The sequence below is a fragment of the Methylomonas koyamae genome (genome assembly GCF_019669905.1).
Lineage (GTDB): Bacteria > Pseudomonadota > Gammaproteobacteria > Methylococcales > Methylomonadaceae > Methylomonas > Methylomonas koyamae.
In genome coordinates, this window is sequence record NZ_AP019777.1 from 901,669 (window position 1) to 926,861 (window position 25,193).

Annotated in this window: 18 protein-coding genes; 8 read left to right on the forward strand and 10 right to left on the reverse strand. The window is 55.4% G+C overall.

The features are described from left to right. The first annotated feature begins 97 nt into the window (after positions 1–97). From MKFW12EY_RS04405 to MKFW12EY_RS04415, 3 genes are all read left to right on the forward strand, one after another. Positions 98–1,516: a phosphomannomutase gene (locus MKFW12EY_RS04405; RefSeq protein WP_221054071.1), complete on the forward strand. Its 1,419-nt coding sequence runs from the start codon at positions 98–100 to the stop codon at positions 1,514–1,516. A gap of 97 nt (positions 1,517–1,613) precedes the next feature. Beyond that, positions 1,614–2,060, forward strand: a complete 447-nt coding sequence (locus MKFW12EY_RS04410) for a hypothetical protein (RefSeq protein WP_221054072.1) — start codon at positions 1,614–1,616, stop codon at positions 2,058–2,060. Positions 2,061–2,300: 240 nt separating this feature from the next. Further along, a complete protein-coding gene (locus MKFW12EY_RS04415) occupies positions 2,301–2,651 on the forward strand; it encodes a hypothetical protein (protein WP_245006433.1) in 351 nt (116 codons plus the stop codon). Between the two features lie 190 nt (positions 2,652–2,841). On the opposite strand, the gene kdpC is transcribed toward MKFW12EY_RS04415, so the two are convergent. The 8 genes from kdpC to MKFW12EY_RS04455 form a co-directional block, all read right to left on the reverse strand. Next, positions 2,842–3,432, reverse strand: coding sequence for a potassium-transporting ATPase subunit KdpC (gene kdpC, locus MKFW12EY_RS04420; protein ID WP_054759369.1), 591 nt, complete (start codon positions 3,430–3,432; stop codon positions 2,842–2,844). Positions 3,433–3,441: 9 nt separating this feature from the next. Next, positions 3,442–5,595, reverse strand: coding sequence for a potassium-transporting ATPase subunit KdpB (gene kdpB / locus MKFW12EY_RS04425; protein ID WP_221054073.1), 2,154 nt, complete (start codon positions 5,593–5,595; stop codon positions 3,442–3,444). A gap of 146 nt (positions 5,596–5,741) precedes the next feature. After that, positions 5,742–7,550, reverse strand: a complete 1,809-nt coding sequence (kdpA, locus tag MKFW12EY_RS04430) for a potassium-transporting ATPase subunit KdpA (RefSeq protein ID WP_221054074.1) — start codon at positions 7,548–7,550, stop codon at positions 5,742–5,744. After that, the gene (locus MKFW12EY_RS04435) at positions 7,550–7,639 is read right to left on the reverse strand and encodes a potassium-transporting ATPase subunit F (RefSeq protein WP_064020706.1); all 90 of its coding nucleotides are present in this window, start codon (positions 7,637–7,639) and stop codon (positions 7,550–7,552) included. The genes kdpA and MKFW12EY_RS04435 overlap by 1 nt, the downstream gene beginning before the upstream one ends. Before the next feature lie 437 nt (positions 7,640–8,076). Beyond that, positions 8,077–8,556 carry a peroxiredoxin gene (locus MKFW12EY_RS04440; RefSeq protein WP_054759372.1) on the reverse strand — a complete coding sequence of 160 codons (480 nt, stop codon included), beginning with the start codon at positions 8,554–8,556 and terminating at the stop codon, positions 8,077–8,079. Positions 8,557–8,787: 231 nt separating this feature from the next. Beyond that, positions 8,788–9,465, reverse strand: coding sequence for a ribose-5-phosphate isomerase RpiA (gene rpiA / locus MKFW12EY_RS04445; protein WP_054759373.1), 678 nt, complete (start codon positions 9,463–9,465; stop codon positions 8,788–8,790). Positions 9,466–9,493: 28 nt separating this feature from the next. Next, positions 9,494–10,522, reverse strand: coding sequence for a UDP-3-O-(3-hydroxymyristoyl)glucosamine N-acyltransferase (gene lpxD, locus MKFW12EY_RS04450; RefSeq protein WP_054759435.1), 1,029 nt, complete (start codon positions 10,520–10,522; stop codon positions 9,494–9,496). Positions 10,523–10,530: 8 nt separating this feature from the next. Beyond that, on the reverse strand, positions 10,531–12,759 hold the full coding sequence (locus MKFW12EY_RS04455) for a spermidine synthase (RefSeq protein WP_064029298.1): 2,229 nt from the start codon (positions 12,757–12,759) through the stop codon (positions 10,531–10,533). A gap of 208 nt (positions 12,760–12,967) precedes the next feature. On the opposite strand from MKFW12EY_RS04455, the gene MKFW12EY_RS04460 reads away from it, so the two are divergent. Beyond that, positions 12,968–13,186, forward strand: a complete 219-nt coding sequence (locus MKFW12EY_RS04460; RefSeq protein WP_054759375.1) for a hypothetical protein — start codon at positions 12,968–12,970, stop codon at positions 13,184–13,186. 100 nt (positions 13,187–13,286) lie between these two features. Here MKFW12EY_RS04460 and MKFW12EY_RS04465 read toward each other — a convergent pair whose 3' ends face one another. Further along, positions 13,287–19,643, reverse strand: coding sequence for a calcium-binding protein (locus MKFW12EY_RS04465; RefSeq protein WP_221054075.1), 6,357 nt, complete (start codon positions 19,641–19,643; stop codon positions 13,287–13,289). A 158-nt stretch (positions 19,644–19,801) separates the two neighbouring features. Here MKFW12EY_RS04465 and MKFW12EY_RS04470 point away from each other — a divergent pair, with 158 nt between their 5' ends. The 4 genes from MKFW12EY_RS04470 to MKFW12EY_RS04485 all read left to right on the forward strand — a co-directional run bounded on the left by MKFW12EY_RS04470 (position 19,802) and on the right by MKFW12EY_RS04485 (position 24,348). Next, positions 19,802–20,398 (forward strand): hypothetical protein, encoded by a 597-nt coding sequence (locus tag MKFW12EY_RS04470; protein WP_157199198.1) that lies wholly within the window; start codon positions 19,802–19,804, stop codon positions 20,396–20,398. Positions 20,399–20,712: 314 nt separating this feature from the next. After that, positions 20,713–21,555: a flagellin N-terminal helical domain-containing protein gene (locus MKFW12EY_RS04475; protein WP_054759389.1), complete on the forward strand. Its 843-nt coding sequence runs from the start codon at positions 20,713–20,715 to the stop codon at positions 21,553–21,555. A gap of 24 nt (positions 21,556–21,579) precedes the next feature. Beyond that, positions 21,580–24,087 carry a 6-hydroxymethylpterin diphosphokinase MptE-like protein gene (locus MKFW12EY_RS04480; RefSeq protein ID WP_221054076.1) on the forward strand — a complete coding sequence of 836 codons (2,508 nt, stop codon included), beginning with the start codon at positions 21,580–21,582 and terminating at the stop codon, positions 24,085–24,087. Positions 24,088–24,153: 66 nt separating this feature from the next. Further along, positions 24,154–24,348: a hypothetical protein gene (locus MKFW12EY_RS04485; protein ID WP_054759391.1), complete on the forward strand. Its 195-nt coding sequence runs from the start codon at positions 24,154–24,156 to the stop codon at positions 24,346–24,348. A 16-nt stretch (positions 24,349–24,364) separates the two neighbouring features. Here the strand turns inward: MKFW12EY_RS04485 and MKFW12EY_RS04490 are convergent, their stop codons facing one another. Then, positions 24,365–25,165 (reverse strand): cytochrome C assembly family protein, encoded by an 801-nt coding sequence (locus MKFW12EY_RS04490; RefSeq protein ID WP_064020715.1) that lies wholly within the window; start codon positions 25,163–25,165, stop codon positions 24,365–24,367. Positions 25,166–25,193: the final 28 nt, after the last annotated feature.

Here is a 25,193-nt window from a genome sequence, read left to right on the forward strand (position 1 = left end):
AATCGGTTTGCCGAATCTCGGCTTTTCTCTATCATGGTGGGTGACGCGGCCGGCGCGGCCGCCATTTTTCGTCACCGTTTCAATCATTATCCCTACCATGACAACAATCAACATCCAACAAATGATGGCCGACAGCGGCGTTGCGTTCGGCACCAGCGGCGCGCGCGGCTTGGTCAGCCAGATGAGCGGCGAAGTCTGTGCCGCTTATACCTTGGCGTTTATTCAAGCTTTGAACCTGAGCCGACCCGGCCAGCGCATTGCCCTGGGCATGGACTTGCGGCCGTCCAGTCCGGAGATTGCCCAAGCCTGCGTCGCCGGCATACGTCAGGCCGGCTGCGAGGTGGATTTCTGCGGCGTGCTGCCAACGCCGGCGCTGGCGTTATATGCGTTGGCCGAAGGCATTCCGGCGATCATGGTCACCGGCAGCCACATTCCGTTCGACCGCAACGGCATCAAGTTTTACCGGGCCGACGGCGAGATCAGCAAAGCCGACGAGGCGGCGATGACAAGCGCGACGGTAACAGTCGAAGCCGCCGCCGCCGAATTGCCGGCCGTCAATCCGGCGGCATTAAGCCAATACCGCCAGCGCTACACCAGTTTATTCGCCAAGGATTTGCTGGCCGGCTGGCGGGTAGGGGTTTACGAACATTCCAGCGCTGCTCGCGACGTGTTGAAGGAAGTTCTGGCCGAATTGGGCGCCGAAGTGATTGGTTTGGAGCGCACCGAGACCTTCGTGCCGATCGATACCGAAGCGGTCGGCGAAGCGGACAGGCAACGTGGCCGCGACTGGGCGGCGCAATACCGACTCGATGCGCTGATTTCCACCGACGGCGACGGCGACCGGCCGCTGATCGGCGACGAGAGCGGCGAGTGGTTGCGTGGCGATATCGTCGGTTTGCTGTGCGCCAAATTTCTGGGCGCCGACACCGTGGTGACGCCGGTCAGTTGCAATACCGCAATCGAAGCCTCGGGTTGGTTCAAACACGTGATTCGCACTCGGATCGGCTCGCCGTATGTGATTGCCGGCATGGAGCAGGTGACTGAAGGCGGCGTGGCCGGCTTCGAAGCCAACGGCGGTTTTCTGGCCGGCAATGGCCTGTCTGTCAACGGTAAGCGCTTGGCGGCTTTGCAGACCCGCGATTCGCTGTTGCCGGCGCTGGCCTTGTTGGCGATGGCGCGCGGGCAGGGCATCAAATTGTCCGGTTTACTGCAAGGCTTGCCGCAACGCTTTACCGCCAGCGACCGGATTCAAGAATTTCCGGTTGCCAACAGCCGCGCCTTATTGGAGCGCTTGCAAGCCGACGCCAGCGCCTATCGCGGCCTGTGGGGCGACACCCTGGGGGCGCCTGTCGCTAGCGACACTACCGACGGCTTGCGTTTGACCTTTGCCAGTGGCGACATCGTGCATTTACGGCCGTCCGGCAATGCCCCGGAATTGCGTTGCTACGCCGAGGCCGGCGACATGCCGCGGGCGCAAAAGCTGGTGGCGGATACCTTGCAGCGCATTGCCGGTTGATTCTCGGCCAATCGTCGAAATGGCCTCAGTTAATTTGCGGTTAAGTTTGCTTGGAGTATCGTAGACCCGCGATAACACACAATCCCAAGGAGACAACATGCAAAATAAAACTATTTTAATCGGTTCGCTGCTATTGGCATCGTCAGCGGCTTTTGCCGAAACCGGCGTTTTGGAAGGCGTCGCGAAGCAGGCGGCAAAAGATACGGCGGCAGCGGTAGCGCCCGGCGCGGTGCAACGTGCGGAGCAGGCCAACCAAGCCTTGGAGCAGGCTCAGGAGGTCAAACAGGGCGTCGAAAATGCTCCCGGCGCCTTGAAAAACCAGGCTAAGGAAGCCGTGAAAGACGCCGCGCAGCAGAAGCTGGAGCAAGCGGTGCCGGCCGAAGTGAAACAGGGCGCGGAAACCGTTAAAGCCGGCAAGGAAGCCGCTGCAAATCTGAAAGGCAAGGTCGATGCCGCTCCCAAGTCCGCCGGCGACGCGGTCAAGGCCGCCAAAGGCAAGGCCAAGCGAAAAGCTGCCGCCAAAGCCCTGGATTTGCTCAACTAAGTCGGCTAGACGGGCGGCGGTTTCGGCCGTCGCCCGCGATTTGCTAACATTACGGCTAGGCTCCATGGGCGGACCATGCGAGTCGGCTCGGTCCGGACAACGGAGTTGGGTACCGCTGCTCTCTGACCCGAATTGATAAGCCAACGGTGAACGCCGATATGGTGCCGTGAAGACGATTCGATACGAATCCCGGCCCATTCGCTATCATTAGCGCTCTTCCCTCAAAACCCGTCCGCCACCATGCTTAATGCCGCCCAACTCAAAGCTTTGTCGGTTTTTGCGATATTCGCGATCATCGGTTTCGGCCCGATTTCCCCCGGTTGCTTGATCGGCATGTATGTCGTGGTCAAGCGTCCCGAGTGGTTTCGCCGTTTGGTACGCGGCATCTACGCCTATCCCGACGACGTCGATTTTGTTACCGCCGCCGAAACCCGCGCGGCCCGCATCAAAAGTTTCGCCAGCCTCTTGCTGCTGTTTTTAGTCGATATCGTACCGCTGCCGGTCACGCCGGTGGTCGCCTTTGCCATCATCCTGAGCCGGCCCGCCTGGTTTTACCGGACGGCCAGACGCATTTACGGGCAAGCGGCGTGAGGCAAAGCTCGGTTGGCTGATAGCCGGAACCGACGAAATTTAAACCGGAGTTTGCAACGCGCGCCAGCGCTGATTGTTTACCCTCGTATCTTCCTGCTTGTGGCCGGAAGCAGACCGCGGCCGGCTCTCGCGTCTAAAACCCCATTCGCGCCGGCCGCGTTTTGCCGTTTTCTGTGCCGGATCGGATAGGCTAATTCGGAGCAGGAAAACTAGCGGCGTCCAATGCCAGATTCAGTCGTAACACGTTGACCCTGGGTTCGCCGAATACGCCCCATTGCCGGCCTTCGCTGTTGGCTTGGATCAAATCCCGTAATTGGCGCTCATCGATTTTTCTTAATCTGGCAACGCGTTTCAATTGGTATTCCGCCGCCGCCGGACTGATATGCGGGTCCAGGCCGCTGGCGGAAGCGGTGACCAGATCGACCGGCACCGGCGCTTTATTATCCGGATCGGCCTGTTTCAGGGCCTGGATGCGGGCGGCGACGGCGTCGGCCAACGCCGGATTGGTCGGCCCCAGGTTTGAGCCACCGGAGGCGGCGGCATTGTAAGGATAAGGCGCGGTGGCCGACGGCCGGCTCCAAAAGTATTCCGGTTCGCTGAAGCTTTGCCCTATCAGTTTTGAGCCGACCGCATCGCCATTGGCCGTTTTGATCACACTGCCGTTGGATTGCTCGGCAAATAGGGTTTGGGCAATTAACGTAACCAGTGCCGGATAGGCGGCGCCGGTAATGAACGTTAATAGCAACAGCATCGTCGCTGCGGGTCTTAAATAACTGGACATAGTCGCTCCTTACACCAAGTTCATGGCTACCAAAAACAAATCGATGGCCTTGATGCCGATAAACGGCACGATCAAGCCGCCGACGCCGTAGATCAGCAAGTTGTTGTGCAGCAGTTGCTCGGCGCCGACCGGGCGGTATTTGATGCCTTTCAACGCCAGCGGGATCAGGGCGATGATGATCAAGGCATTGAAAATCACCGCCGACAGGATCGCGCTGGCCGGCGTGGCCAACTGCATGACGTTCAACACGTTCAGCACCGGATAAGTCGTCGCAAACGCGGCCGGAATGATCGCAAAATACTTGGCGACGTCGTTGGCGATGCTGAAGGTAGTTAGCGCGCCGCGGGTCATCAGCATTTGCTTGCCGGTTTCGACGATTTCGATCAGCTTGGTCGGGTTGGAATCCAGATCGACCATGTTGCCGGCCTCCTTGGCGGCCTGAGTGCCGCTGTTCATCGCCACCGCGACGTCGGCCTGCGCCAGCGCCGGGGCGTCGTTGGTACCGTCGCCGGTCATCGCCACCAACCGGCCGTCGCTTTGGTGCTGGCGGATCAAGGCCAATTTGGCTTCCGGCGTGGCTTCGGCCAGGAAGTCGTCGACGCCGGCTTCGGCGGCGATGGCGGCGGCGGTCAGACGGTTGTCGCCGGTAATCATGATGGTTTTGATGCCCATCTGCCGCAACTCGATGAAGCGTTCCTTGATGCCGCCCTTGACGATGTCTTTGAGCTCGATCACGCCCAAGGCCTTGTCGCCTTCGGCGACTACCAGCGGCGTGCTGCCGCGCCGCGCGACATCGTCGACCAGGTTCTTCAGTTCGGCCGGCCATTTACCGCCTTGGGCTTCGATGTGCTGGCGGATGGAGTCGGCGGCGCCCTTGCGGATTTGCCGCAACCCGTCACCCCCGTCCCCTCTCGGCAACTGCTCCTGGCGTTGCTCTACCTCCTGCGTCCATGCAGTCGTCCCAGTGGGAGAGGGGAGATTTACGCCGCTCATCCGGGTTTGCGCGCTGAAATGGACGAAGGTGGCGCCCAGGGAATGAATGTCGCGTTCGCGTAAACCGAACTTTTGTTTGGCCAGTATCACCACGCTGCGGCCTTCCGGAGTTTCGTCGGCCAGCGAGGCCAGTTGCGCGGCATCGGCCAGTTGTTTGTCCGATACGCCCTTGACCGGAAAGAAACCGGAGGCTTGGCGGTTGCCCAAGGTGATGGTGCCGGTTTTGTCCAGCAGCAGCACATCGACGTCGCCGGCCGCTTCCACCGCCCGGCCGGAGGTGGCGATGACGTTTTTCTGCATCATCCGGCCGATGCCGGCCACGCCGATGGCCGACAACAGGCCGCCGATCGTGGTGGGGATCAGGCAAACCAGCAAGGCCACCAATACCGTGACGCTAATCGGGCTGCCGCTGCCGGCGGTTTCCACGCTGTAAATCGAAAACGGCAGCAAGGTCACCGTGGCCAGCAGAAATACCAAGGTCAGCGCGACCAGTAAAATGGTCAGGGCGATTTCGTTCGGGGTTTTCTGGCGCTTGGCCCCTTCCACCATGCCGATCATCCGGTCGAGGAAGCTCTCGCCGGGATTGGTGGTAATGCGCACCACCAGCCAGTCGGACAACACCCGGGTACCGCCGGTCACCGAACTGAAGTCGCCGCCGGATTCCCTGATCACCGGCGCCGACTCACCGGTAATGGCGCTTTCGTCGACCGAGGCCACGCCTTCGATGACGTCGCCGTCGCCCGGTACGAAGTCGCCGGCTTCGATCAGCACCACGTCGCCTCTGCGCAGGCTGGAACCGGCGACTTTGCTGTAGTTGGCGCCATATTTCGCTTCATCCAGCTTTTTGGCGGCGATGTCGCGCTTGGCGCTGCGCAGAAAGGCGGCTTGGGCCTTGCTGCGGCCTTCCGCGACCGCTTCGGCGAAATTGGCGAACAGCACGGTAAACCACAGCCAAAGCGTAATCGCCAGGATAAAACCGGCCGGTTCTTCGCTGCCGCCGTTCCAGGCTTGCAGCCACAATACGCTAGTCAGCATGCTGCCGAGGTAGACCACGAACATCACCGGATTTTTCCATTGCTGGCGTGGCGTCAGTTTGGCAAAGGCGTCGAAAAACGCCTGTTGCAGGATTTGCGGGTCCATCAAGGACGTTGTTGCGGGTTTGCTGGTCATAGTGTTTCCTATATCGATTCTATGTCGGCCGGAATAAAGCAGTTACGGCGATAGCGCAAACCGCTGTTTCCGGCGAATGGCTTTGCCGGAAACGCCCACCCTTGCTAACGCCGGGTGGGCTTATTCCGGCCTACGGCGCTATCGGTCTACGGTTTAAGCATTTGCAAATGCTCGACGATAGGCCCTAAAGCCAGTGCCGGCACGAAAGTCAGCGCGCCGACCATCAGCACGGTGACGATCAGCAACACCGCGAATAACGGCGTATGGGTCGGCAGCGTGCCGGGACCGACCGGCACCGTCTTTTTGGCGGCCAAGGAACCGGCAATCGCCAGCACCGGAATCATCAGCCAATAGCGGGAGAACAACATCGCCAGCCCCAGCCAGAAGTTGTAAAACGGCACGTTGGCCGACAAGCCGCCGAAAGCGCTGCCGTTGTTGTTGCCGGCCGAAGACCAGGCGTACAGCACTTCGCTGAAACCGTGGGCACCGGGGTTGAAGATCGAGGCCTTACCGGCGTCCAGCATCAGACTCAATGCGGTGCCGCCCAACACCATCAACGGCGGGATCAAGATGACGATGGCGGCCATTTTCATCTCGAACGCTTCGATCTTTTTGCCCAGATACTCCGGGGTGCGGCCTATCATCAGGCCAGCGATGAACACCGCGACGATGGCGAATACGATCATGCCGTATAAACCGGAACCGACGCCGCCGAAAATGACTTCGCCGAGTTGCATCAGCCACATCGGGACCATACCGCCGATGGGCGTGTAGGAGTCGTGCATCGAATTGACCGAACCGTTGGAGGCGGCGGTGGTCGCTACCGCCCATAAAGCGGAATTGACGATGCCGAAGCGGGCTTCCTTGCCTTCCATATTGCCGCCGGCTTGTTGTGCGCCGATACTTTGATCGACGCTCAATGCCGTCAGGGCCGGGTTACCGTGTTGCTCGGCCGGTACCGTGACGAAGATCAAGGCGACGAAAACCAGCGTCATCGCCGCCAGAATGGCCCAACCTTGGCGAGTGTCGCCGACCATAAAACCGAAGCTGTAACACAGCGCGGCCGGAATCAGCAGAATGGCCAGCATCTCCAAAAAGTTGGACAGCGGCGTCGGGTTCTCGAACGGATGAGCCGAGTTGACGTTGAAGAAGCCGCCGCCGTTGGTACCTAATTGCTTGATGGCAATTTGCGAGGCGGCCGGACCCAGGGCCAGGATTTGTTTGGTCGATTTGCCAGTTTGATTCTCCTCACCGCTACCCTCTCCAGCAGGCGAGGGAGCTAAACCCATCGACTGCGCATCAACCGTATTGTTTGAGGTTTCCAACAAGCTTACAGTCCGATCCGGGTTGAAGGTCTGCACCACGCCCTGGCCGACCAGCGCCAGCGACAGCAGCAAGGACAGCGGCAGCAGGATGTATAAGGTGCTGCGGGTCATATCGACCCAGAAATTACCGATACCCTGGGCGTTGCGGCGGGCGAAGCCGCGAATCAACGCCACCAGCACCGCCATGCCGCTGGCCGCCGACAGAAAGTTTTGCACGTTCAGCCCCAGCATTTGCGTCAGATAGCTCATCGTCGCCTCGCCGCTATAACCTTGCCAGTCGGTATTGGTGGCAAAGCTGACCGCGGTATTGAACGCCGAATCCGGGGGCACCGCCGGCAAGGCTTGCGGATTCAACGGCAGAACGTCTTGAAAGCGTTGTAAGCCATAGACCGCCAACAAGCCGAACAGATTGAAAGCCAAGGTCGCCAAGGCATATTGCTGCCAGCGCATGTCTTGCTCGGGATCGACCCCGCTCAGCCGGTAACACAACCGTTCTAGCCCGGCGAACCAGCGGTTCAAGCCCACCGACTCGTCTTGATAAACCCGCGCCATATAACTGCCCAGCGGCTTGGCCAGCGCAATCAGCGCGATCAGATAAATAGCGATTTGCAAAAAATCCGGTCCGTTCATCAGAATTTCTCCGGGCAAAACAGCGCGACCAGCAGATAGACGAACACGGCCAGCGCCAGCCCGCCGCTCAGTAAATAAATCCAGCTCATGCTTGCCCCCTCAGCGCATCGCAGCCCGCCACTAACATGACGGTGGCGGCGAAGAAGACGGCCGTTACCAGCAAATACAGGGTGTCCATCGTTACCTCCACTAAATTAAGCCGGCTTTGCAGCCGTTATCGATTGGGTGGCGATAGGGTAAAGACCGGCCGGTAAAAATGCCGTAAAAATGGCGTTTACCGGGATAAAGAAAATATAAGAATTTTATATTTGGCCGCGGCTGCGGAAAATGAAATGCCGGAGCTTATTTGGCTCGGCTATCGTAGCGTTACGTAGTGGCTGAATTGTACGTCGGCCCGTTTGGCAGCAATAGGAACAGGGTAAGGTCGGAACGAAGTGTCGGCCTGGCGGCCTTAGCGAAGGGGTTGGCGATATTAAAAACGGGAACCGGGTTCCGGCGCATGCCGCAACCCGGCCGTCCCGCCGGGTTAAGCCGCCGCCAAACCTTTGACGATATCCAATACCGCTTGGGCGTGGCCTTCGTGGTTGACGCCGTACATGGCTTCCACCAGCTTGCCGTCTTTATCGATAATGAAAGTTGAGCGAACGATTTTCCATTTTTTGATGCCGTCCTTTTCCACTTCCTGCCAGGTGCCGTAACTGTCGCACAGTGTGCCGTCGGTGTCGGCCAGCAGTTGTACGTTCAGGCCGTATTTGGCGATGAAGGCGCGATGGCTTTCGCAATCGTCTTTGCTGACGCCGATCACGACGGTATCCAGCGCCGCGAATTCGTCGGCCAGGCCGGTAAAGTCGTTGGCTTCTACGGTACAGCCGGGGGTGTCGTCCTTCGGATAAAAGTACAGCACGACGTTCTTTTCACCCTGATAGTCGGCCAGATAAACCGGTTTATTGTGTTGGTTGACGGCGCGGAAGAAGGGCGCTTCCTGGTTTTTTTCTAATTGTGACATGCGATTCTCCTCTCGATTTCAGCCAGTAGGAACCGGAGCTAAGTCCGGGTGGCGCTGCGTTGGCGGGCGCCGGATTTTCAAGACCAGCGGTCGTTGAAATTGGGGGCGGCTTCTTGGTGGAAACCGCAATCGGCCGATTATGGACCAAGTTTTCCGGCCCTATCTACCCCAAAAGCAGTGGGGCAAAGCCGGGCTTGCAGGCTAACGCAGGAAAGGAATCCGGCAAGCCGGCTAAGCCCATTGCTCCTCGACTTTGCCGTCGTGGCCGCAGAATACCGCGCGGGTCAGGCCGCTGAAAATGCCGTGTTCGACGATGCCGGGAATCGCGTTCAGGCGTTCGTTCAGGGTTTTGCCGTCCAGATTGGATTCGAAAGTCACATCCAGCACCAGGCTACCGTGCGACGTGACCACCAGGCCGTCCTGGTTCGGGGTTTGCCGCAGGTTGCCGTGGCCGCCGATTGCCGCCACACTACGCTGCACCAGGCGCCAGGCGAACGGGCTGACTTCGATCGGTATCGGGAAATTCTCGCCGATCCGCTTTACCCGTTTGCTGGCGTCGATCAGCACCAAGAACGAGTCGGCGGCCTTGGCCAGCAATTTTTCCCGTACCAAGTCGTAACCGCGGCCTTTCAGCAGTGTCAGGTCCGGCGCCACCTCGTCGGCGCCGTCGACGTATAAATCCAGACCGTCGATGTGCTCGATACCGAGCAAGGCCAAACCCAACTGTTTGGCTTTGTTGGCGCTGACCACCGAACTGGACACCACTTTGAATTTCAAGTTTTCTTCGCTTTGCCGGCGCGCCAGTTCTTCGATGAAAAAATTGGCGGTGGAGCCGGTGCCGAGGCCGACGACCATGCCGTTTTGCACTTGCTGGGCCGCATAGTGGGCGACGCGTTGTTTATCGTTCATGGCCGTCTTCCTCGCAGTTGGGGTGGCTTTATTCTTCCAGTTTGGCGATTCGCGCTTCCAGCGCTTTGAATTTCTGCAGCAGTTCCGGCAGCTTGGCCAGCGCCGCCAATTCCCGCCAGGCGACTTTGCGGTCCTTGGCCGGGCTGCCGAACACTTGGGCGCCGGGATCGACGTCGGCCGAGATGCCGCTGCGCGCCATCACCACGGCACGGGAGCCGATTTTGACGTGGTCGGCGACGCCGGTGCTGCCGGCCAGAATTGCGCCGTCTTCTATCGTGCAGGAGCCGGAGATACCGGATTGGCCGCAGATGATGACGTTGCGGCCGACGATGTTGTTGTGGCCCAGTTGCACCAGATTGTCGATCTTGCTGCCGGCGCCGATTTTGGTCGCACCCAGCGCGCCGCGGTCGATGCAGGTGTTTGCGCCGATTTCGACGTTGTCGGCGATTTCGACGTGGCCGACGTGCGGCACTTTGACGTGCTGGTTGTCGCGGAATTTGTAACCGAAGCCGTCGGCGCCGATCACGGCTCCGGCATGGATGATGACGTTATTGCCGATCACGCTGTGGTCGTAAATCACCGCATTCGGGTGAATATGGCAGTGTTTGCCGATCGAGACGTGGTTGCCGATACGGGCCCCGGCCTCTACGGTGCTGCTGTCGCCGATGCTGCTGTGCTGGCCGACCGTGGCGAACGGGCCGACGTGGATGTCGTAGCCCAGCGTCGAGGTATCGGCTAACACCGCATGCTCGGACACTTGGCGTTTTAGCACCGGTTCCGGGTGCAGCGCCTTGACGGCGTTCAGGAAGCTGATTTCCGGGTCCTTGCACACCAGCAGGGCCAAATTGTCCGGGATATCGCCGTCGATCAAGGCTTCGCTGATAAAACAGGCCGAGGCCTGGGTGTCTTTTAAATATTTTTTGTATTTGGCGTCGCTCAACACCGTAACCTGGTGGGCGTGGGCGGACATGATGTCTGCGGCGGAGTTGATGAAGGCCGACGCATCGCCGCCGTGTACGTTAGCGTCGCAGAGTTGGGCCAGATCCTTAATAAGCATGCGGTTTCCTATTTCCAAATTCCAATGATGTGCGTGAAGTCGTCGGTCCAAGGTTTTAAGCCAAAGGTCAACGGTAATTTTTGCCAATGCCCGAGCCGGCTTTGCTGCAAGCGTTGCAGGCGCTCCGGATTCTTGGCGATCACCACCCAGTCGGTGGCAAGCACCAGAGGGACATCGGTTTCCGGTTTAAATTCCTGCAGCAAGGCCGCCAGATGCAATTGGTTGACGTGGTCGGCCAATACTTTTTTCAAAGCCAAGTGGCGGTTGGTGATGTGAAACGCCAATAGGCCGTCGTCTTTCAGCTTGGCGAAGTATAGCTGCAATGCCTCGCGGGTCAGCAGATGAGTCGGCACCGCATCGGAACTGAAGGCGTCCATCACCAACAGATCGAAACTGCGGTCGGCGGCTTTAACCAGCGACAGGCGGGCGTCGCCGACCACCATTTCGGCTTGCGGGTTACAGCGGCTTAGATAGCTGAACCATTTCGGGTTTTGCGCCACGTCCACCACCAGCGGATCGATTTCGTAAAACGTCCATTGTTGGCCGGGCTTGAAATAACAGGCCAGCGCACCGGCGCCGAGGCCGACCGCACCGATATTCCAGTGCTGGTTCTCGTTGTCGAATTCGGCGAATACCTGGCCGATCGGGCCGGGCTTGCTGTAGTAGGTCAGCGGGGTCGTCAGGTTGCCGGGCGTTAGGCGTTGCGCGCCGTGTTTGGTGGTGCCGTGGTACAGCTCGTGTACGGTTTCCGGCTTCTGGTTCTCGTCGGGTATCACGGTGTCGCGTACCGACATCACACCGAAGAAGGTGCGTTCCTGGTACAGCGTGTTGGAGGCCATGCTGTGCAGGCCCAACGTAAATAGCAGTATCACTCCGGTCAGAGAGCCCAACGCGAGCGGGTTGCGGCGCAACGAGTAACTGATACCGGCCAGCAGGATCAGCGCGCCGCCGATTAGGTCCAGATAATCGAACAAGTCGCGGCTGCTGAAATAAACGATCAGACCGACCGTCAACACCACGGCCGGGAAAATCGGCTGTAGAAACCATTTGCCGTCGAAAAAGCCGGGACGCAACAACAACGCCGCGACGATCATGATCGGGTATTCGTAGACCGAGTTGAAGACGAACGGGGCGACGAAGGTGTTGAACAATCCGCCTAGCATGCCGGCAAATGACATGACCAGATAAAAACGGGTCAGATATTGCGGATGCGGCCGGCTTTTTGCCAGTTCGCCGTGGCAGACCATCACCGCCAGGAAAAACGCGATCAAGTGCAGAATCAGATCCAGCCAGTAGGGCAGTGTGGCCGGGTTGATGAAGGAGTAGGCGATGAACACCGTCAATACCGCCGGTTGCGCCGCCAGCATCCATGGCCGCAGCCGGTCTGCCCAAGTGCTGAACACCAGAATGAAGGTCAGCAGGTACAGGGTCAGCGGCACGATCCACAACAGCGGCACTGCAGCGATATCGGTACTGATGAATTGGGTCAGGCCCAGCAGCAGGCTGGACGGGACGAATGCCAGGGCCAGCCAGTGCAATTGCTGTAGCGTGGTCGGCGGTTCGACGCCGGCGTCGGCCAAGACCTCGTCGTCGGCCTTGTCGGCCTGATTGCGCCAAAAACTGATGCCGCACAGCAAAATCAGCAAGCACAATCCCACGTAACCGCCGCTCCAGACCAACCGTTGCGTGGCCAAGCCCAGATTAGGTTCGATTAAAAACGGGTAGCTCAATAAGGCCAGCAGGCTGCCGGCGTTGCTGGCGGCGTAGAGATAGTAAGGATCGCCGCTGCTATGGTGGCCGCTATGCGAAAACCATTTTTGCAACAACGGCGCCGTGGTCGATACGACGAAGAAGGGTAGGCCGATAGCCAGAAACAAGGTCCAAACCAGCCATAAAGTCGGATTGCCGGCGGTGGGTGGCGCGGCATTGTCCGGCAACGCCACCGGTAAGGCGATTGCGCTGAAAATCAGTAATGCGGTATGGATTTGCAATTGGCGCTGGCTGCCGAAACGCGAGCTGAGCCAATCGGCATACAAATAGCCGAGGAACAGCAGGGTCTGGTAAAACACCATGCAGGTATTCCACACCGCCGGGGTGCCGCCCAGCAAGGGCAGCAGAATTTTGCCGAACATCGGCTGCAGCACGAACATCAACGTGGCGCTGGCGAATAGGGTGGCGGCGAACGGAATGACCGGAGAAATCGGGGATTTGGCGGCGGATTGCGGGGTGCTGTTCATTGTTATTGTGATTGTGGCCGAACGAGTCTCCAGCCAATCATAAAGCATTTGGCCGGGCTTGTGGCCGGTAAACCGCGCAGTGACTTGGATTTGGCGGAGTTTGTCGGAAACCGGCAGTCAATCAATCCGCCGAAATTGAATAACCGGAGCGCTGGGGATGGTGTCGATGCGCTGTTAATCCGATTGCAGTGCCTCGCAGTCAGCCATTATGGAACGAAGAACCGATGAAACCGCTTACCGCACGCCGGTTAATGAGTGCCTGTTCAAGGTGGCCCGTGACTGTATTCTGGCCGACGAATACTATCAATCGAAGACTCGGGCGATTGCCGAAAAAGCCGATATCAACGTGGCGATGATCGAATATCAGTTCCGCAGCAATCAAGAATTGTCAGAAGCGGTCATAGCTCGAACGCTGCAACCGCTTTAAAATTTGCTTTGGCACATCAAAGACATGATCAGACTTTGGAGCGGAAAGAACCGGCCGGCAGAAAGAAGAAAAACACTTTCTGCCAGGCCGGTCATTTAAGCTATGCGCTAAACAACATATGATCCATCAGAGTGGTTAGGCCTTGCTGGTTGTTAACGCCAACCAAGCCGATAATTTGCAACTCATCTGGGCCAATACTCAGTGGGTCAACTTCCCCGGCATTAGTAGCGGATAAAAAGCCTTGGGAATTGATATGGACATCGGCAAAGTTGGCGCCGTTGATGTCACCTTTAGTCCCAATCAGGCCGTTAGCTAACGTGACTTTTATTCCGGTGACATTCTCGAATTTCAAGAAGTCTTCTGTGAGCTTGAAATCGAGAATTCGGCTAGTTTCTCCCGGGATCATGGAGTTTTTATCTTGCAACACAAAAATGTCGCTACCAATCCCGCCCATGGCGATATCACCCTCACCGGCATTCACGTAGAGTGTGTCTCCCCCGGCATTACCAAGCAGGCGATCTGCACCTTGCCGCCCGATTAGAATGTCATTGCCTAATCCACCTGACAGTAAATCGTCACCGCTACTGCCAACCATGAGGTCATCCCCTTGGCCACCGTACTCAAAGGCGTCAGATGATGTAGCGAGAACAAAATCAGATCCTTTGGTGCCAATTTCGCTCCAGGTAGTGGAGTAGACGTTGCTGACGCCTGTACCAAAGTCAAAGCCGATTTTTTCGATGCTGCGATCGACCAGCAGACTGGCATTGATCGGATGCGTCAAGAGTTGGGCTGGATCTGAGTTGGGTAGGCCGATGCTGACTGTGTTGCCTTTCACGTAAAACTGCAAGTCGTTCACTTTTGTGACTCCACCCACAATCAAGGTGTCGTTGCCGCCAGCATCTGTGCCGCCGCTAAGATCCAGGTTGCCATAGATGACACCTTCAGGGAGTTGGGAATTGCTGTCCGGACGAGAGCTATAGCTGGCTGTGCCTCCCGTTCTTTCACTTACCAAAGTTGCGGCCGTATTCAAAGCCACGTAATAGGTGTCATTGCCTTCGCCACCTAACAATTGGACGAAATCGTAGTCGCTGCTATCGATACCGACCTCCAGACGATCGTCACCTTTGCCACCGATCAAAATGTCATCGCCGCCGCCGCCGTTCAGAGTATCGTTGCCTTCCGCGCCATCCAGCTTATTCGCGTTGGCATCGCCGAATATGGTGTCGTTTTGCTTGCTGCCCAATATATTGCCAATGCCGCTGAATTGATCGAAGCCAACGATTTCTTGGCCCGTGGAGTCGTAGGCTAATCCGACACCGGCAGCCATATGCACTTCAGTAATCCCCGTTGCCCAAGCATAAGATAATGTGGCTTTTTGCGGTTCTTGAGGCGTTGGATTGATTGGGGCTTGATTCATCGCTGTATAGACGTTCAACTTGTTGAAGCCTTCACCCCCCATGACTACCGTATTTGTGCTGTCCTTAAACCAAATAAGGTCGTCGCCTTTGCCGCCATCAAAAACATTTCCGTCATTGGTGTTGGCATTGTTATCGTCCATGGCCAAGATCATATCGGCACCATCACTGCCCTTGGCGCTCCAATTGCCGCTACTCAAGCTCGCGTAAACCAACTTGTAGTCCAAAGATTTGGTCACTCGGGTCAAGTCGAGAGGGTCTTTGTATTCATTGAGTTTTAGGCGCTCAATAGTACCGATGTTAGACGTCACCAAGGGTGTTGAATACTCTTCTTGACCTTGTTGGTAGGCGTAAATTACCAACTTGGAGTTTTCTATGACGCTTCTTACGTTCAGGTTGCGCGGGATTACAATACCTCCACCTAAATTTGAATAGCCATAGTTATTGATGATAAGGTTGTCGCTACCACTGTTATCAGTTACGCTAATATTCTGATAAGTATCAAATCCATCCAGTAAATAAACGTCATCCCCCACGCCACCGTTCAATTCGATCAAGTCAGCTAAATTGGGCGCAACTCTAGAATACGGGTTGCTTACGACCAAGGTATCGCTACCATCTCCACCGATCAATACATCTGAACCACTAAAGCCATTTAAGTAATCATTACCCAAGCCGCCAATCAGTGTGTCGGCATATTGGCTACCGAACAGTTTGTCGTTACCTGCCAAGCCATCGATAGCTGGCAGCGGCCCGTTTGGAATAAACGCGTTGTTGGGCGTAAAGACTTGGGTAGCGAAGTTGTATGAACCGCTGCCGCGGTTGTACAGCACATCATCGCCGGTGGAGGCCGTCGCGGCCCAAAAATCGGAGAACGCAATCGGGTTGATCCCTTCAAATGCAATGAATTCGACGTTGTTTTTGACGGTGATGATGTTGCCGGCGGTGGTTTTGTCGGTGAATACCAAATCGCTGCCACTCTTGCTTATCAGGTAGTCGCTTTCGGCCTTGTGCAGATTCAGCGTATCGATACCGTCGCCGCCATCGATGCTGTCTTTGCCGGTGCTGTAGGTGAGGCCGGGCATCGGATTAATGACATTGTTGATCGACTCGTACTGGGTGAATGTATCGTCGCCTTTGCCGCCTATCAAGGTGTCGTCGCCTTTGCCCAACAGTAACCAGTCGTTGCCGTCGCCGCCATCCAGGATATCGTTGCCGGCTTCGCCGGAAAGGGTATCGTCGCCGGCCATGCCTTCCAGCTTGTTGGCGGCGGCATTGCCGATTAACGATTGGCCGTATTCGTTGCCCTTGATATTGGTGGCTGACGTGCTGCTGTAATCCCAGGTCCAAAAGATATCCGCCGGTGTTGATTTGGAGGCGGTGCCGGCACTCAGCCAGCCAATGGCTTGGCCGGAAGCCAGTACGTAGCTGATAGCGCCTTTGACTTGAACCTTATTTTCCAGAAATGGGCCTGGTTGCACACCTTGACCTAAAACCTCCTGGATCGAGTCGGCGATGTTATCCACCACGTAAAAGTCGTCGCCGGCGCCGCCGATCAGCGTGTCAGTGCCGTTGCCGCCATCCAGAAAATCGTTACCGCCAAAACCGGTCAGCGTGTCGTTGCCATCGCCGCCAATCAAGGTGTCGTCAAATTCGGTGCCAAATAGCTTGTCATTACCCGCTAAGCCATCGATAGCCGGCAGCGGCCCGTTTGGAATAAACGCGTTGTTGGGGGTAAAGACTTGGGTAGCGAAGTTGTATGAACCGCTGCCGCGGTTGTACAGCACATCATCGCCGGTGGAGGCCGTAGCGGCCCAAAAGTCGGAGAATGCAATCGGGTTGATCCCTTCAAATGCAATGAATTCGACGTTGTTTTTGACGGTGATGATGTTGCCGGCGGTGGTTTTGTCGGTGAATACCAAATCGCTGCCACTCTTGCTTATCGCGTAGTTGATTTCGGCTTTTTGCAGATTCAGGGTGTCGGTACCATCGCCACCGTCAATGCTGTCTTTGCCGGTGTTGAAGATCAAGTTAGGATTAAATACATCGTTTATCGATTCGTATTGCACAAATTCGTCGTCGCCTTTGCCTCCTTGCAAAGTATCATCCCCCTTCCCCAAGACTAAACGGTCATTGCCTTCGCCACCATCGAGAATGTCGTTACCCGCTTCACCTGATAGCCAGTCGTCTCCAGACATACCTTCAAGCTTGTTGGTCGCGGCATTGCCGATTACCACCTGGCCGAATTCATTACCTTTAATATTGGTTGTATTCGTGCCAGTGTAATCCCAAGTCAAAATGTCGCCTGGCATAACTTGGGCTGTACCTGCACTCAACCAACCGATAGCTTGCCCGGTAGCCAGCACATAGCTAATTGAACCTTTGACTTGCACTCTGTTTTCTGGATAGAACCCTGGTGAAACTCCCTGGCCGATTCCCTCTTGGATTACATCAGCAATGTTATCAACAACATAAAGGTCATGGCCGCTACCACCGATTAGGGTATCCGCTCCACTTCCACCATCAAGGAAATCGCTTCCGCCGAAACCAGTCAGGGTGTCATTGCCATCACCACCAAGCAAAGTGTCGGTGAATTCAGTGCCGAAAAGTTTGTCATTGCCCGCCAAGCCATCGATAGTCCCTATTGGTCCGATTGGCGTGAAAGCGTTATTTGGGGTGAATATCTGCGTTCCGAAGTTATATGTGCCACTGCCGCGGGTATAGAGTACGTCATCGCCGGTGGAAGCCGCAGACGCTAAAAAATCGGAGAACGCAATCGGGTTGATCGCTTCAAATGCAATGAATTCGACGTTGTTTTTGACGGTGATGATATTGCCGGCGGTGGTTTTATCGGTGAAAACCAGGTCGATACCGCTTTTGCTGATAAGGTATTCGCTTTCGGCCTTTTGCAGATTCAGCGTGTCGATACCGTCGCCGCCATCGATGCTGTCTTTACCGGTGCTGTAGGTGAGGCCGGGCGTCGGATTAATGACATTGTTGATCGACTCGTACTGGGTGAACGTATCGTCGCCTTTGCCGCCTATCAAGGTGTCGTCGCCTTTGCCCAACAGTAACCAGTCGTTGCCGTCGCCGCCATCCAGGATATCGTTGCCGGCTTCGCCGGAAAGGGTATCGTCGCCGGCCATGCCTTCCAGCTTGTTGGCGGCAGCATTGCCGATTAAATGTTGGCCGTATTCGTTGCCCTTGATATTGGTGGCAGACGTGCTGCTGTAATCCCAGGTCCAAAAGATATCCGCCGGTGTTGATTTGGAGGCGGTGCCGGCACTCAGCCAGCCAATGGCTTGGCCGGAAGCCAGTACGTAGCTGATGACTCCTTTGACTTGGATTGCATTTCCTGGAATGAGGTTTGGGTCCTGAAGTACGCCTTCCTGTACCAAATCGGCAATGTTATCAACCACGTAAAAGTCGTCGCCGGCGCCGCCGATCAGTGTGTCAGTGCCGCTGCCGCCATCCAGAAAATCGTTACCGCCAAAACCGGTCAACGTGTCGTTGCCATCGCCGCCAATCAAGGTATCGTCAAATTCGGTGCCGAACAGTTTGTCGTTACCAAGGCTACCGTCGAACACAGCGGCAGGGCCAACGTAGTTGATATCTTGAGTGAAAGAGTTGTTGGCATACGTGCCGCTGCCTACCCGGTAAAGAATGTCATCTCCCGCTGACGAGGCCGAAGCTTGTATCTGCTGCAAGGTCAGGATCTGTGCGCCGGCATTAAATCTGAACGATTCGACATTGGAAACTGTGGCTGCGCCGTTCGCGTCGCTGAGCGTGACGCTAGTGGCCGTTTTGGAAATGGCATAGGTCTCGAACGCGTTGGCAAATATTGCGGAGTCATCGCCGATTCCGCCGTCGACGTTATCTATTCCTGTTCCGGCGCTGATCCAGTCGTCGCCCGCTCCCCCCTTCAACGTATCATTGTCCTGGCCGCCGTTGATAATGTCGTTAAATCCGGTGCCGGTGATGGTGTCGTTACCGGTTCCCCCGTCAATTAGTGAGGGTATCAGTTGATTGCTAATAAGACTTGTGTCCAGAAAGTCGCCAGTCGAGCTTATGGTGATTGTGTCGTTGCCGCTGACAAAATTACTGTATAAATTGCTATTTAAAATAGAGTTAACATTTAACGACGTCGGTAAATTGGTTATTGTCTCGGTGACCAGGTTTTTTGTGGATTTGGTTTCCGTGTCGGTGACGGGGTTATAAGTCCATATATTCTGATCTAATTTAAGCGAATAGCTGCCGAATGTAGTTGTATTATTGACGCTTACTGCATTAGCATCGTTTGGTGATTGGAAAAGATTGATTGCCGATGTGAAAATGATTTTCTCGCTTTGGGTGGCTTCGATATATTCATTTTGATTCGAGCTGTCGGCAAAGTAATAAGTTGATTTTTCTACCGAAGCCAGCGTTCCGGTCCATGTATCGGTTAAGCTATTGTATGTCAATGCAGTATTTGCATCTAAATACGTGTTTGGATCGACACTGGACGATAGCAAAGAAATGGTCGAGCCGTTCCCTATGTCAACGGATGATAAGGTGCCTGTTTGATCAAAATGGTAGTTAACTTTAACATTCCCATTTAGCTCGTACAGATTGCCATTTATATACAAATCCATGCTTCTTACTGTCATGGATTGAATTGAATTTGGCGATGGTGGGATTCCTCTCATGAATCCAGGTAGATTAGTCTCTGATACGGCAATGCTGCCGAAAATACCTGCATCACTGTTTTCTATGCCATAGAACTTTAAACCGGTAGTGCTATCCAGAAAAGTAATAGGCGTACCGTCGTTTGGGTCAATCGCTTGCGATAACGGAAGTTGTATCGCTAATTCAAAGGCCGCTTGAGTTTGAGATATGCAGGAATTTATATCCTGAGCTACGCTAAATGAATCTTGATTGGGTTGGTCGGAGTAATTTAAATAATGGTATGGATTGAGTAGGTTTTCGTTTCCGGGTTGGTTAAGCAAAATATTTAATTCTTGCCGTAAATCCTTAAGGTTTACCGATATGTTAACTAATGACATTGATTATCCTGATTAATCGATTTTTATATAATTATTTTTTAATTGTTATGCTTTTGCGTTCAGGTTTCCGATCTTGTGTCTATGAAAATATCGGAGACACATGAATTTTTTTTGATGAATATCAAAGAAATGTTGAGTGCGGACGTGGGAAATAATAATTGCGTCACAATTTTATCAGTCTCGGAAGCTCGTACGGTTGGGTTATGTTGCTTTTGCGGTTGTATTCACGGATTTTGGTAAATCGATATATTTTGTTCAGGCTGAACGTAGTACAGCCTGAGCCACCGGCTCGACATACCGGCAAGTTAGGGCTCTGTATTTTGCCGCGAGGCTATAAATTGCCGGTGTCTTGGCAGATGGATGTATGGCTGGCGGTGATTAGCGGCAAATGCATGTATTCGCTAAGTGCAGTACGTTACGGCATGAGCAATAACGATCCCGTCAAGGATTTGGCGAATGTCGCCGCGGCCGGAAGCTTCAATGGCGCGCGGGTTGCGGTAATGGAATTAGTGCTGCCAGAAGCTTTTGCCTATCAGGTTTGTGTCGATTTCGTTATGTCCATTTCCGGCCTGAAACGCAAGCTCAGCGAATTGCTAATGTTGTTATGGCACGACGGTTGGCTACTTGAGGAGGTTCCGATCATGGTGCAAGGCCATGCGTCGCGCGCGAATCCGTTTTGGCGCGAGTGCGGCCCGCAGCAAGCGCCCGCAGTAGCGGCTTTCGTGCAACGGTGCTTAATAGCTAACGAGGATTAATCCGGCTTCTAATCGATGGTGGCGGCTATGGCCGGCCTGCCGTTTCGCGACGCCGGGAATTGCCGAGCCTTGTTTAGCTCAAGGCCAAATTACCGGCTTTCCCCGCGTCAAGAATCTGACTGAAAAGCCGCTTGGGGGCGGCAAGAAATTGCGCTTTTGGCCGAGGCGGGCGGAATCAAGTTGTTAAATAATTTTATAAGTTGTTGTTATTTTTATATAAAAGTTTTTTGGCATGGAAGGTGAATAATCCTGGTAGGCGGCAATAATGCCGAACTCATTAGAGATTTATCGGGAGAACGATCATGCCATCACCAATGGTCATCAATACGAATATCGCTTCATTGAACAGCCAGAAGTATCTGAGCCGGACCAACGAAAGTCTGCAAACGTCCATGGAGCGCTTGTCATCGGGTATGCGGGTCAACAGTGCGAAAGACGATGCGGCCGGTTTGGCGATCGCCGATCGGATGACTTCGCAGATTCGCGGTATGACGGTTGCCATGCGCAACGCCAACGACGGTATTTCCATGGCGCAAACCGCCGAGGCGGGCATGGGAACGCTAACTTCGACTCTGCAACGGATGCGTGACTTGGCGGTACAGGCTGCGAACCGGGCGGCGGTCAGCAATAGCGACCGGCAAAAACTGCAAACCGAGTTCAAGCAATTAGGCGATGAGATCGGGCGGATTATTTCCAATACCGAATTTAATGGGAAGAAAATTCTTGCCGGTTCTCTACAGGGAGCTAACTTTCAGATTGGCGCTAACACATCAACGGATAATCAAATTTCCGTGACTGTTTCAGACCTTCGGTCTATAGCCGATATCTATAACTTAACTTTAGGCGGCTATTCGATTGGTAGTGACGCAACCTCGCAAGGGGTTCGAGATGCTATAGACGACATCGATAGAGCAATCGAGAGAATCGATATCTTCCGCTCCAACCTCGGTGCGATTCAAAACCGTTTCACGACAACGATTGCTAATCTACAATCGTCTATCGAAAACCAAAGCGCGGCGCGCTCCAGAATCATGGACGCCGACTTCGCTGCGGAAACTTCGAACCTGACCCGCAGCCAGATCCTGCAACAAGCCGGCACGGCGATGTTGGCGCAGGCGAATCAGGTCTCGCAAGGGGTCTTGAAACTGTTGCAATAAACCCGGTCCACCAGGCAATGAGGCATGACAGAGACGATCGATTTGGCGGATGAACAAGCACTGGGGCCGCTGGCGGCGAATGCGTTCGGCGACCGCTACTTTTTCAACCTGAATCGCCACGCGTTCGCTAAGCTCGGCGCGACGGCTTTATTCGAGACCAAGTTCGGCGAGCTGTTATTCAGGGAAGACGAGCTGAGCGTCATTGTCGGCACCGATTCCGGTCTGTTGTTGCAGTATTTGCGCAGCAAGCCTTTGCCCAAGGGCACGCGTTACATTTTTATCGAGCCGGATCGGGTGTTGCAAGCCTTACGCAGCCACGATCTGCTCGGCGATGCGGACGAACGCATCGTTTGTGTCGGCCTCGAAGACTGGCCGCGGATGTTGCAAAAATTCAAAGCCGCCGAATATTTTTATATCGATGCGGTCAAGTCGGTCAACGCGCTGTGCGCGCAAGACGATTTTATCGACGAGTATGCCGAATTAAGCTGGCACGTCGCCGAAGTGCTGGCGCAATTGAACTGGCGCTATAGTGCCGAATTGGGGTCGGAGGCGTTCATCGCCCGCCAAATCGCCAACGCGGCGGACAATCGTTTGCCGGCAAAATTGCTGGCAAAGGCGTTCGGCGGCAAAACCGTGGCAATTCTTGCCGGCGGGCCGTCGCTCGACCAGGCCTTGCCCTGGGTCATCCAACATCGGCAGCAGTGCGTGGTATTTGCCGTCTCCCGCATTTCCAGGCAACTGCTGGCCGCCGGCATCGAGCCGGACTTCGTCTTTTCCGTCGACCCCACCGATTTAAGTTTCGATATCAGCAAGGAAATGCTGAATTTCAGCGAAAAAACCGTGTTCGTCTGTTCCTACCATACCGTACCGACGTTGGTTAGCCAGTGGTCGGGCACTATGTTGTACCTCGGCGCCAGATTTCCGTGGCAAAGCGATTTGAACAGCAAAAATCTGAGCAGTGCCGGGCCAACCGTGACCAATACGGCGTTGAACATGGCTTACGAGTTCGGTTTCAGCCAGATCGTTCTATGCGGTGTGGATTTGTGTTTTACCCGCGAGGGCTTTACCCACGCCAAAGGCAGCGACGAACAATTGGCCGGGCCGCGCTTTAATTTGACCTCGTTACAAGTCGAGACCAATGGCGGTTACCTGGCACCGACCAGTTGCGATTTTGCCCAGGCGATCCAGTCCCTGGGGCGGCAAGCGCAATTGTTGAGCCGTGCCGGTTGCCGCATTGTCAACGTGGCCGAAGGTGCCGCGAAAATTGAGGCTGTGGAATATCAGCCCTTAGCCTCCTTGCAACTCGATGCCGAACCGGTCGATGTTGCCGCCACGCTGGCGGCGAGGCTGGCGCCGGCTGCCGCTTCGTATCAGGATTTGGACAAGGTTGAGGCCGAATTGGCGCGCGCGCGGCATCAAGTCAAGGCGATTGCCAAACTGGCGGCCAATGCCCGCCAAATTAATGACGCAATGTACCAAAGCGAAGGGACCGTCGTCCGATTCAAAGACAAGAAAAGCCTCGACCAAATCGAGAAAAAATTCAAACGCGAATACCGGCAATTCAGCCGCTTGGTCAAAAAGTTCGGCATTCGCAGCTTCATCAAGCTGGCCAAACCGTTCGACGATGAAGAATGGAGTGCCGAGGAAGCAAGGCAATTGGGCAACGTTTATTACGATGCCTACGCCGAAGGCGCCAACAAATTACTGGTTTTGATCGATGGCGCGATTGACCGGGCTGCGGCGCGCCGCCAGGAACAAGCGCAGCATCCCGATTTTGCCGTGTTGCTGGCGCAGGCGGAAAAGGACCGCAGTTATGGTCGCGTTAAATTGTGGCGGCGCCGGTTCGACAGCGGATTATGGCCGGCAGAAGTACGCGCCGAATTCGCCGAGATGGAAAGGCGCTATCAGGACGTGTTGAACGATCGCAATACCAAGCACATGGCGCGAGCCAAAAGCCATAGCAATCTGGCGGCGGTCAAACATCGGGCCGGTTTGCTGTTCAAGCATCGCAAACTGGCCGAATTACAGGACTTGCTTGCCGCCTTGAACAAACACGAACAACAACAGGCGGCAAATTGTTACCGCTTTTTGATCGAAGGCTATTCGGCGGAGCTGCAGGATAGCCCTGAAGATGCTTTGGATGCCTACCAGCGGGTGGTCGATTTGGGGGATGCCTTGCTGGAAGAGGCTTTGGCCAGGATCGCCGCGATCGGCATAAGCCACGACGATGCGCAAACGGCGAGTTTGGCGCTGGAATGTCTGTCGCAATTGAATCCGGTTTATTTGCCGCTTTACGCAGAAATGCAGCGTTTGCAGCACGATATGGTTGCGGCCATCGATTCCTATGCAGCCTATATCGAGCAGTTTCCGCAAGACCTACTAGTGCAGATGAAATTGGCGGCGCTGTACGGCGAGTGCCGGATTTACGACGGCGCGGATATGATGCTGGATTACATCTTGCAGCAAAAACCGGATTACGAAGCGGCGCTTGCGTTGAGGCGGCACTTGGCGGCGCAGAAAATCTCCGGGTAACGCTAAAGATTCGGCGCGGCCGGGCGATAACTTGTGCATTCCCGATTTCAGTGGCGGAGGTGTGCGATGGCCGATTCAGTATCCGGCGTTAATTCATCCGGTCTGCTGGCTGCGGTGTTGCAGCAGGCAGCGAATAAGCAAGAGCTGGCTGTGGCGGTCGTCAAGAAAGGCCAGGAAGTCCAGGCCGCGCAAGGTGAGGCGGCGCTGAAGTTGATCGATTCCGCGGCGGCGGTTCCCGGCAGAATCGATACATACGCTTGATGCTGGCCCGCAGCGCTCAGGTTTTTTTCAAGATCAATTCCAACACCAGTTTGCTGCCGAAATAAGCCAGCAACAGCAGCACGAAGCCGACCAGCGTCCATTGGATCGCGGTACTGCCGCGCCAACCGTAACGCAGCCGCCCCAACAATAGTCCGGAAAAAATCAGCCAGGCGCAAATCGACAGGATGGTCTTGTGGGCCAGATGCTGGGCGAAGATGTCTTCGATAAAAATGAAGCCGCTCAATAACGCGGCCGTCAGGAAAAACAGGCCCGTGCCTATCATCTGAAATAGCAATGTTTCCATCGCCTGCAAGGGCGGCAGCGCCAGCATCAGTTTTTTCGGATGGTGGCTGCGCAATTGCTGGTCCTGAATCGCCAGCAGGATGGCCTGAATCGCCGCGATGTTCAGCAGGCTGAAGGCAACGATGGAGGTCAGAATATGTACGCTCATCTGCCAATTATGCGTGACCAGCGGATGCAGGGTTTCCGGAAAAACCATGTCCAGGCCGATCAATCCGGCCGCCAGCGGGAATACCGCAACGCCGAGCTTTTCGACCGGCTTGTCCAGCGCCGCAAACAATAAAAACCAGGCAATCACCAGCGCTACCAGCGTTGCTGCGTTAAAGAAGCTGAAGTTGAATGGTTGTTCGCCGAGGAAAATCGTTGCCGCATACGCCGTGTGCAGTCCGGCGCCGATCCAAGCCAGGCGGATAGGCGCCGGGCGCCGGTCCTGTCTGGCGAAAAGATCCTTCGCGATCAACGTGGCCGCAGCCGAATAGCATAAAACCGAGAGGATGCCGAAAATAGGGATGTTCATTGGATTGGCGTGGCGAATTATCAAAAGG

Bases quoted from the DNA above. Each gene is read 5' to 3' on its own strand.
- MKFW12EY_RS04405 (WP_221054071.1), top strand. From the start codon at position 98: ATGACAACAATCAACATCCAACAAATGATGGCCGACAGCGGCGTTGCG.
- MKFW12EY_RS04410 (WP_221054072.1), top strand. From the start codon at position 1,614: ATGCAAAATAAAACTATTTTAATCGGTTCGCTGCTATTGGCATCGTCA.
- MKFW12EY_RS04415 (WP_245006433.1), top strand. From the start codon at position 2,301: ATGCTTAATGCCGCCCAACTCAAAGCTTTGTCGGTTTTTGCGATATTC.
- kdpC (WP_054759369.1), bottom strand. From the start codon at position 3,432: ATGTCCAGTTATTTAAGACCCGCAGCGACGATGCTGTTGCTATTAACG.
- kdpB (WP_221054073.1), bottom strand. From the start codon at position 5,595: ATGACCAGCAAACCCGCAACAACGTCCTTGATGGACCCGCAAATCCTG.
- kdpA (WP_221054074.1), bottom strand. From the start codon at position 7,550: ATGAACGGACCGGATTTTTTGCAAATCGCTATTTATCTGATCGCGCTG.
- MKFW12EY_RS04435 (WP_064020706.1), bottom strand. From the start codon at position 7,639: ATGAGCTGGATTTATTTACTGAGCGGCGGGCTGGCGCTGGCCGTGTTC.
- MKFW12EY_RS04440 (WP_054759372.1), bottom strand. From the start codon at position 8,556: ATGTCACAATTAGAAAAAAACCAGGAAGCGCCCTTCTTCCGCGCCGTC.
- rpiA (WP_054759373.1), bottom strand. From the start codon at position 9,465: ATGAACGATAAACAACGCGTCGCCCACTATGCGGCCCAGCAAGTGCAA.
- lpxD (WP_054759435.1), bottom strand. From the start codon at position 10,522: ATGCTTATTAAGGATCTGGCCCAACTCTGCGACGCTAACGTACACGGC.
- MKFW12EY_RS04455 (WP_064029298.1), bottom strand. From the start codon at position 12,759: ATGAACAGCACCCCGCAATCCGCCGCCAAATCCCCGATTTCTCCGGTC.
- MKFW12EY_RS04460 (WP_054759375.1), top strand. From the start codon at position 12,968: ATGGAACGAAGAACCGATGAAACCGCTTACCGCACGCCGGTTAATGAG.
- MKFW12EY_RS04465 (WP_221054075.1), bottom strand. From the start codon at position 19,643: ATGTCATTAGTTAACATATCGGTAAACCTTAAGGATTTACGGCAAGAA.
- MKFW12EY_RS04475 (WP_054759389.1), top strand. From the start codon at position 20,713: ATGGTCATCAATACGAATATCGCTTCATTGAACAGCCAGAAGTATCTG.
- MKFW12EY_RS04480 (WP_221054076.1), top strand. From the start codon at position 21,580: ATGACAGAGACGATCGATTTGGCGGATGAACAAGCACTGGGGCCGCTG.
- MKFW12EY_RS04485 (WP_054759391.1), top strand. From the start codon at position 24,154: ATGGCCGATTCAGTATCCGGCGTTAATTCATCCGGTCTGCTGGCTGCG.
- MKFW12EY_RS04490 (WP_064020715.1), bottom strand. From the start codon at position 25,165: ATGAACATCCCTATTTTCGGCATCCTCTCGGTTTTATGCTATTCGGCT.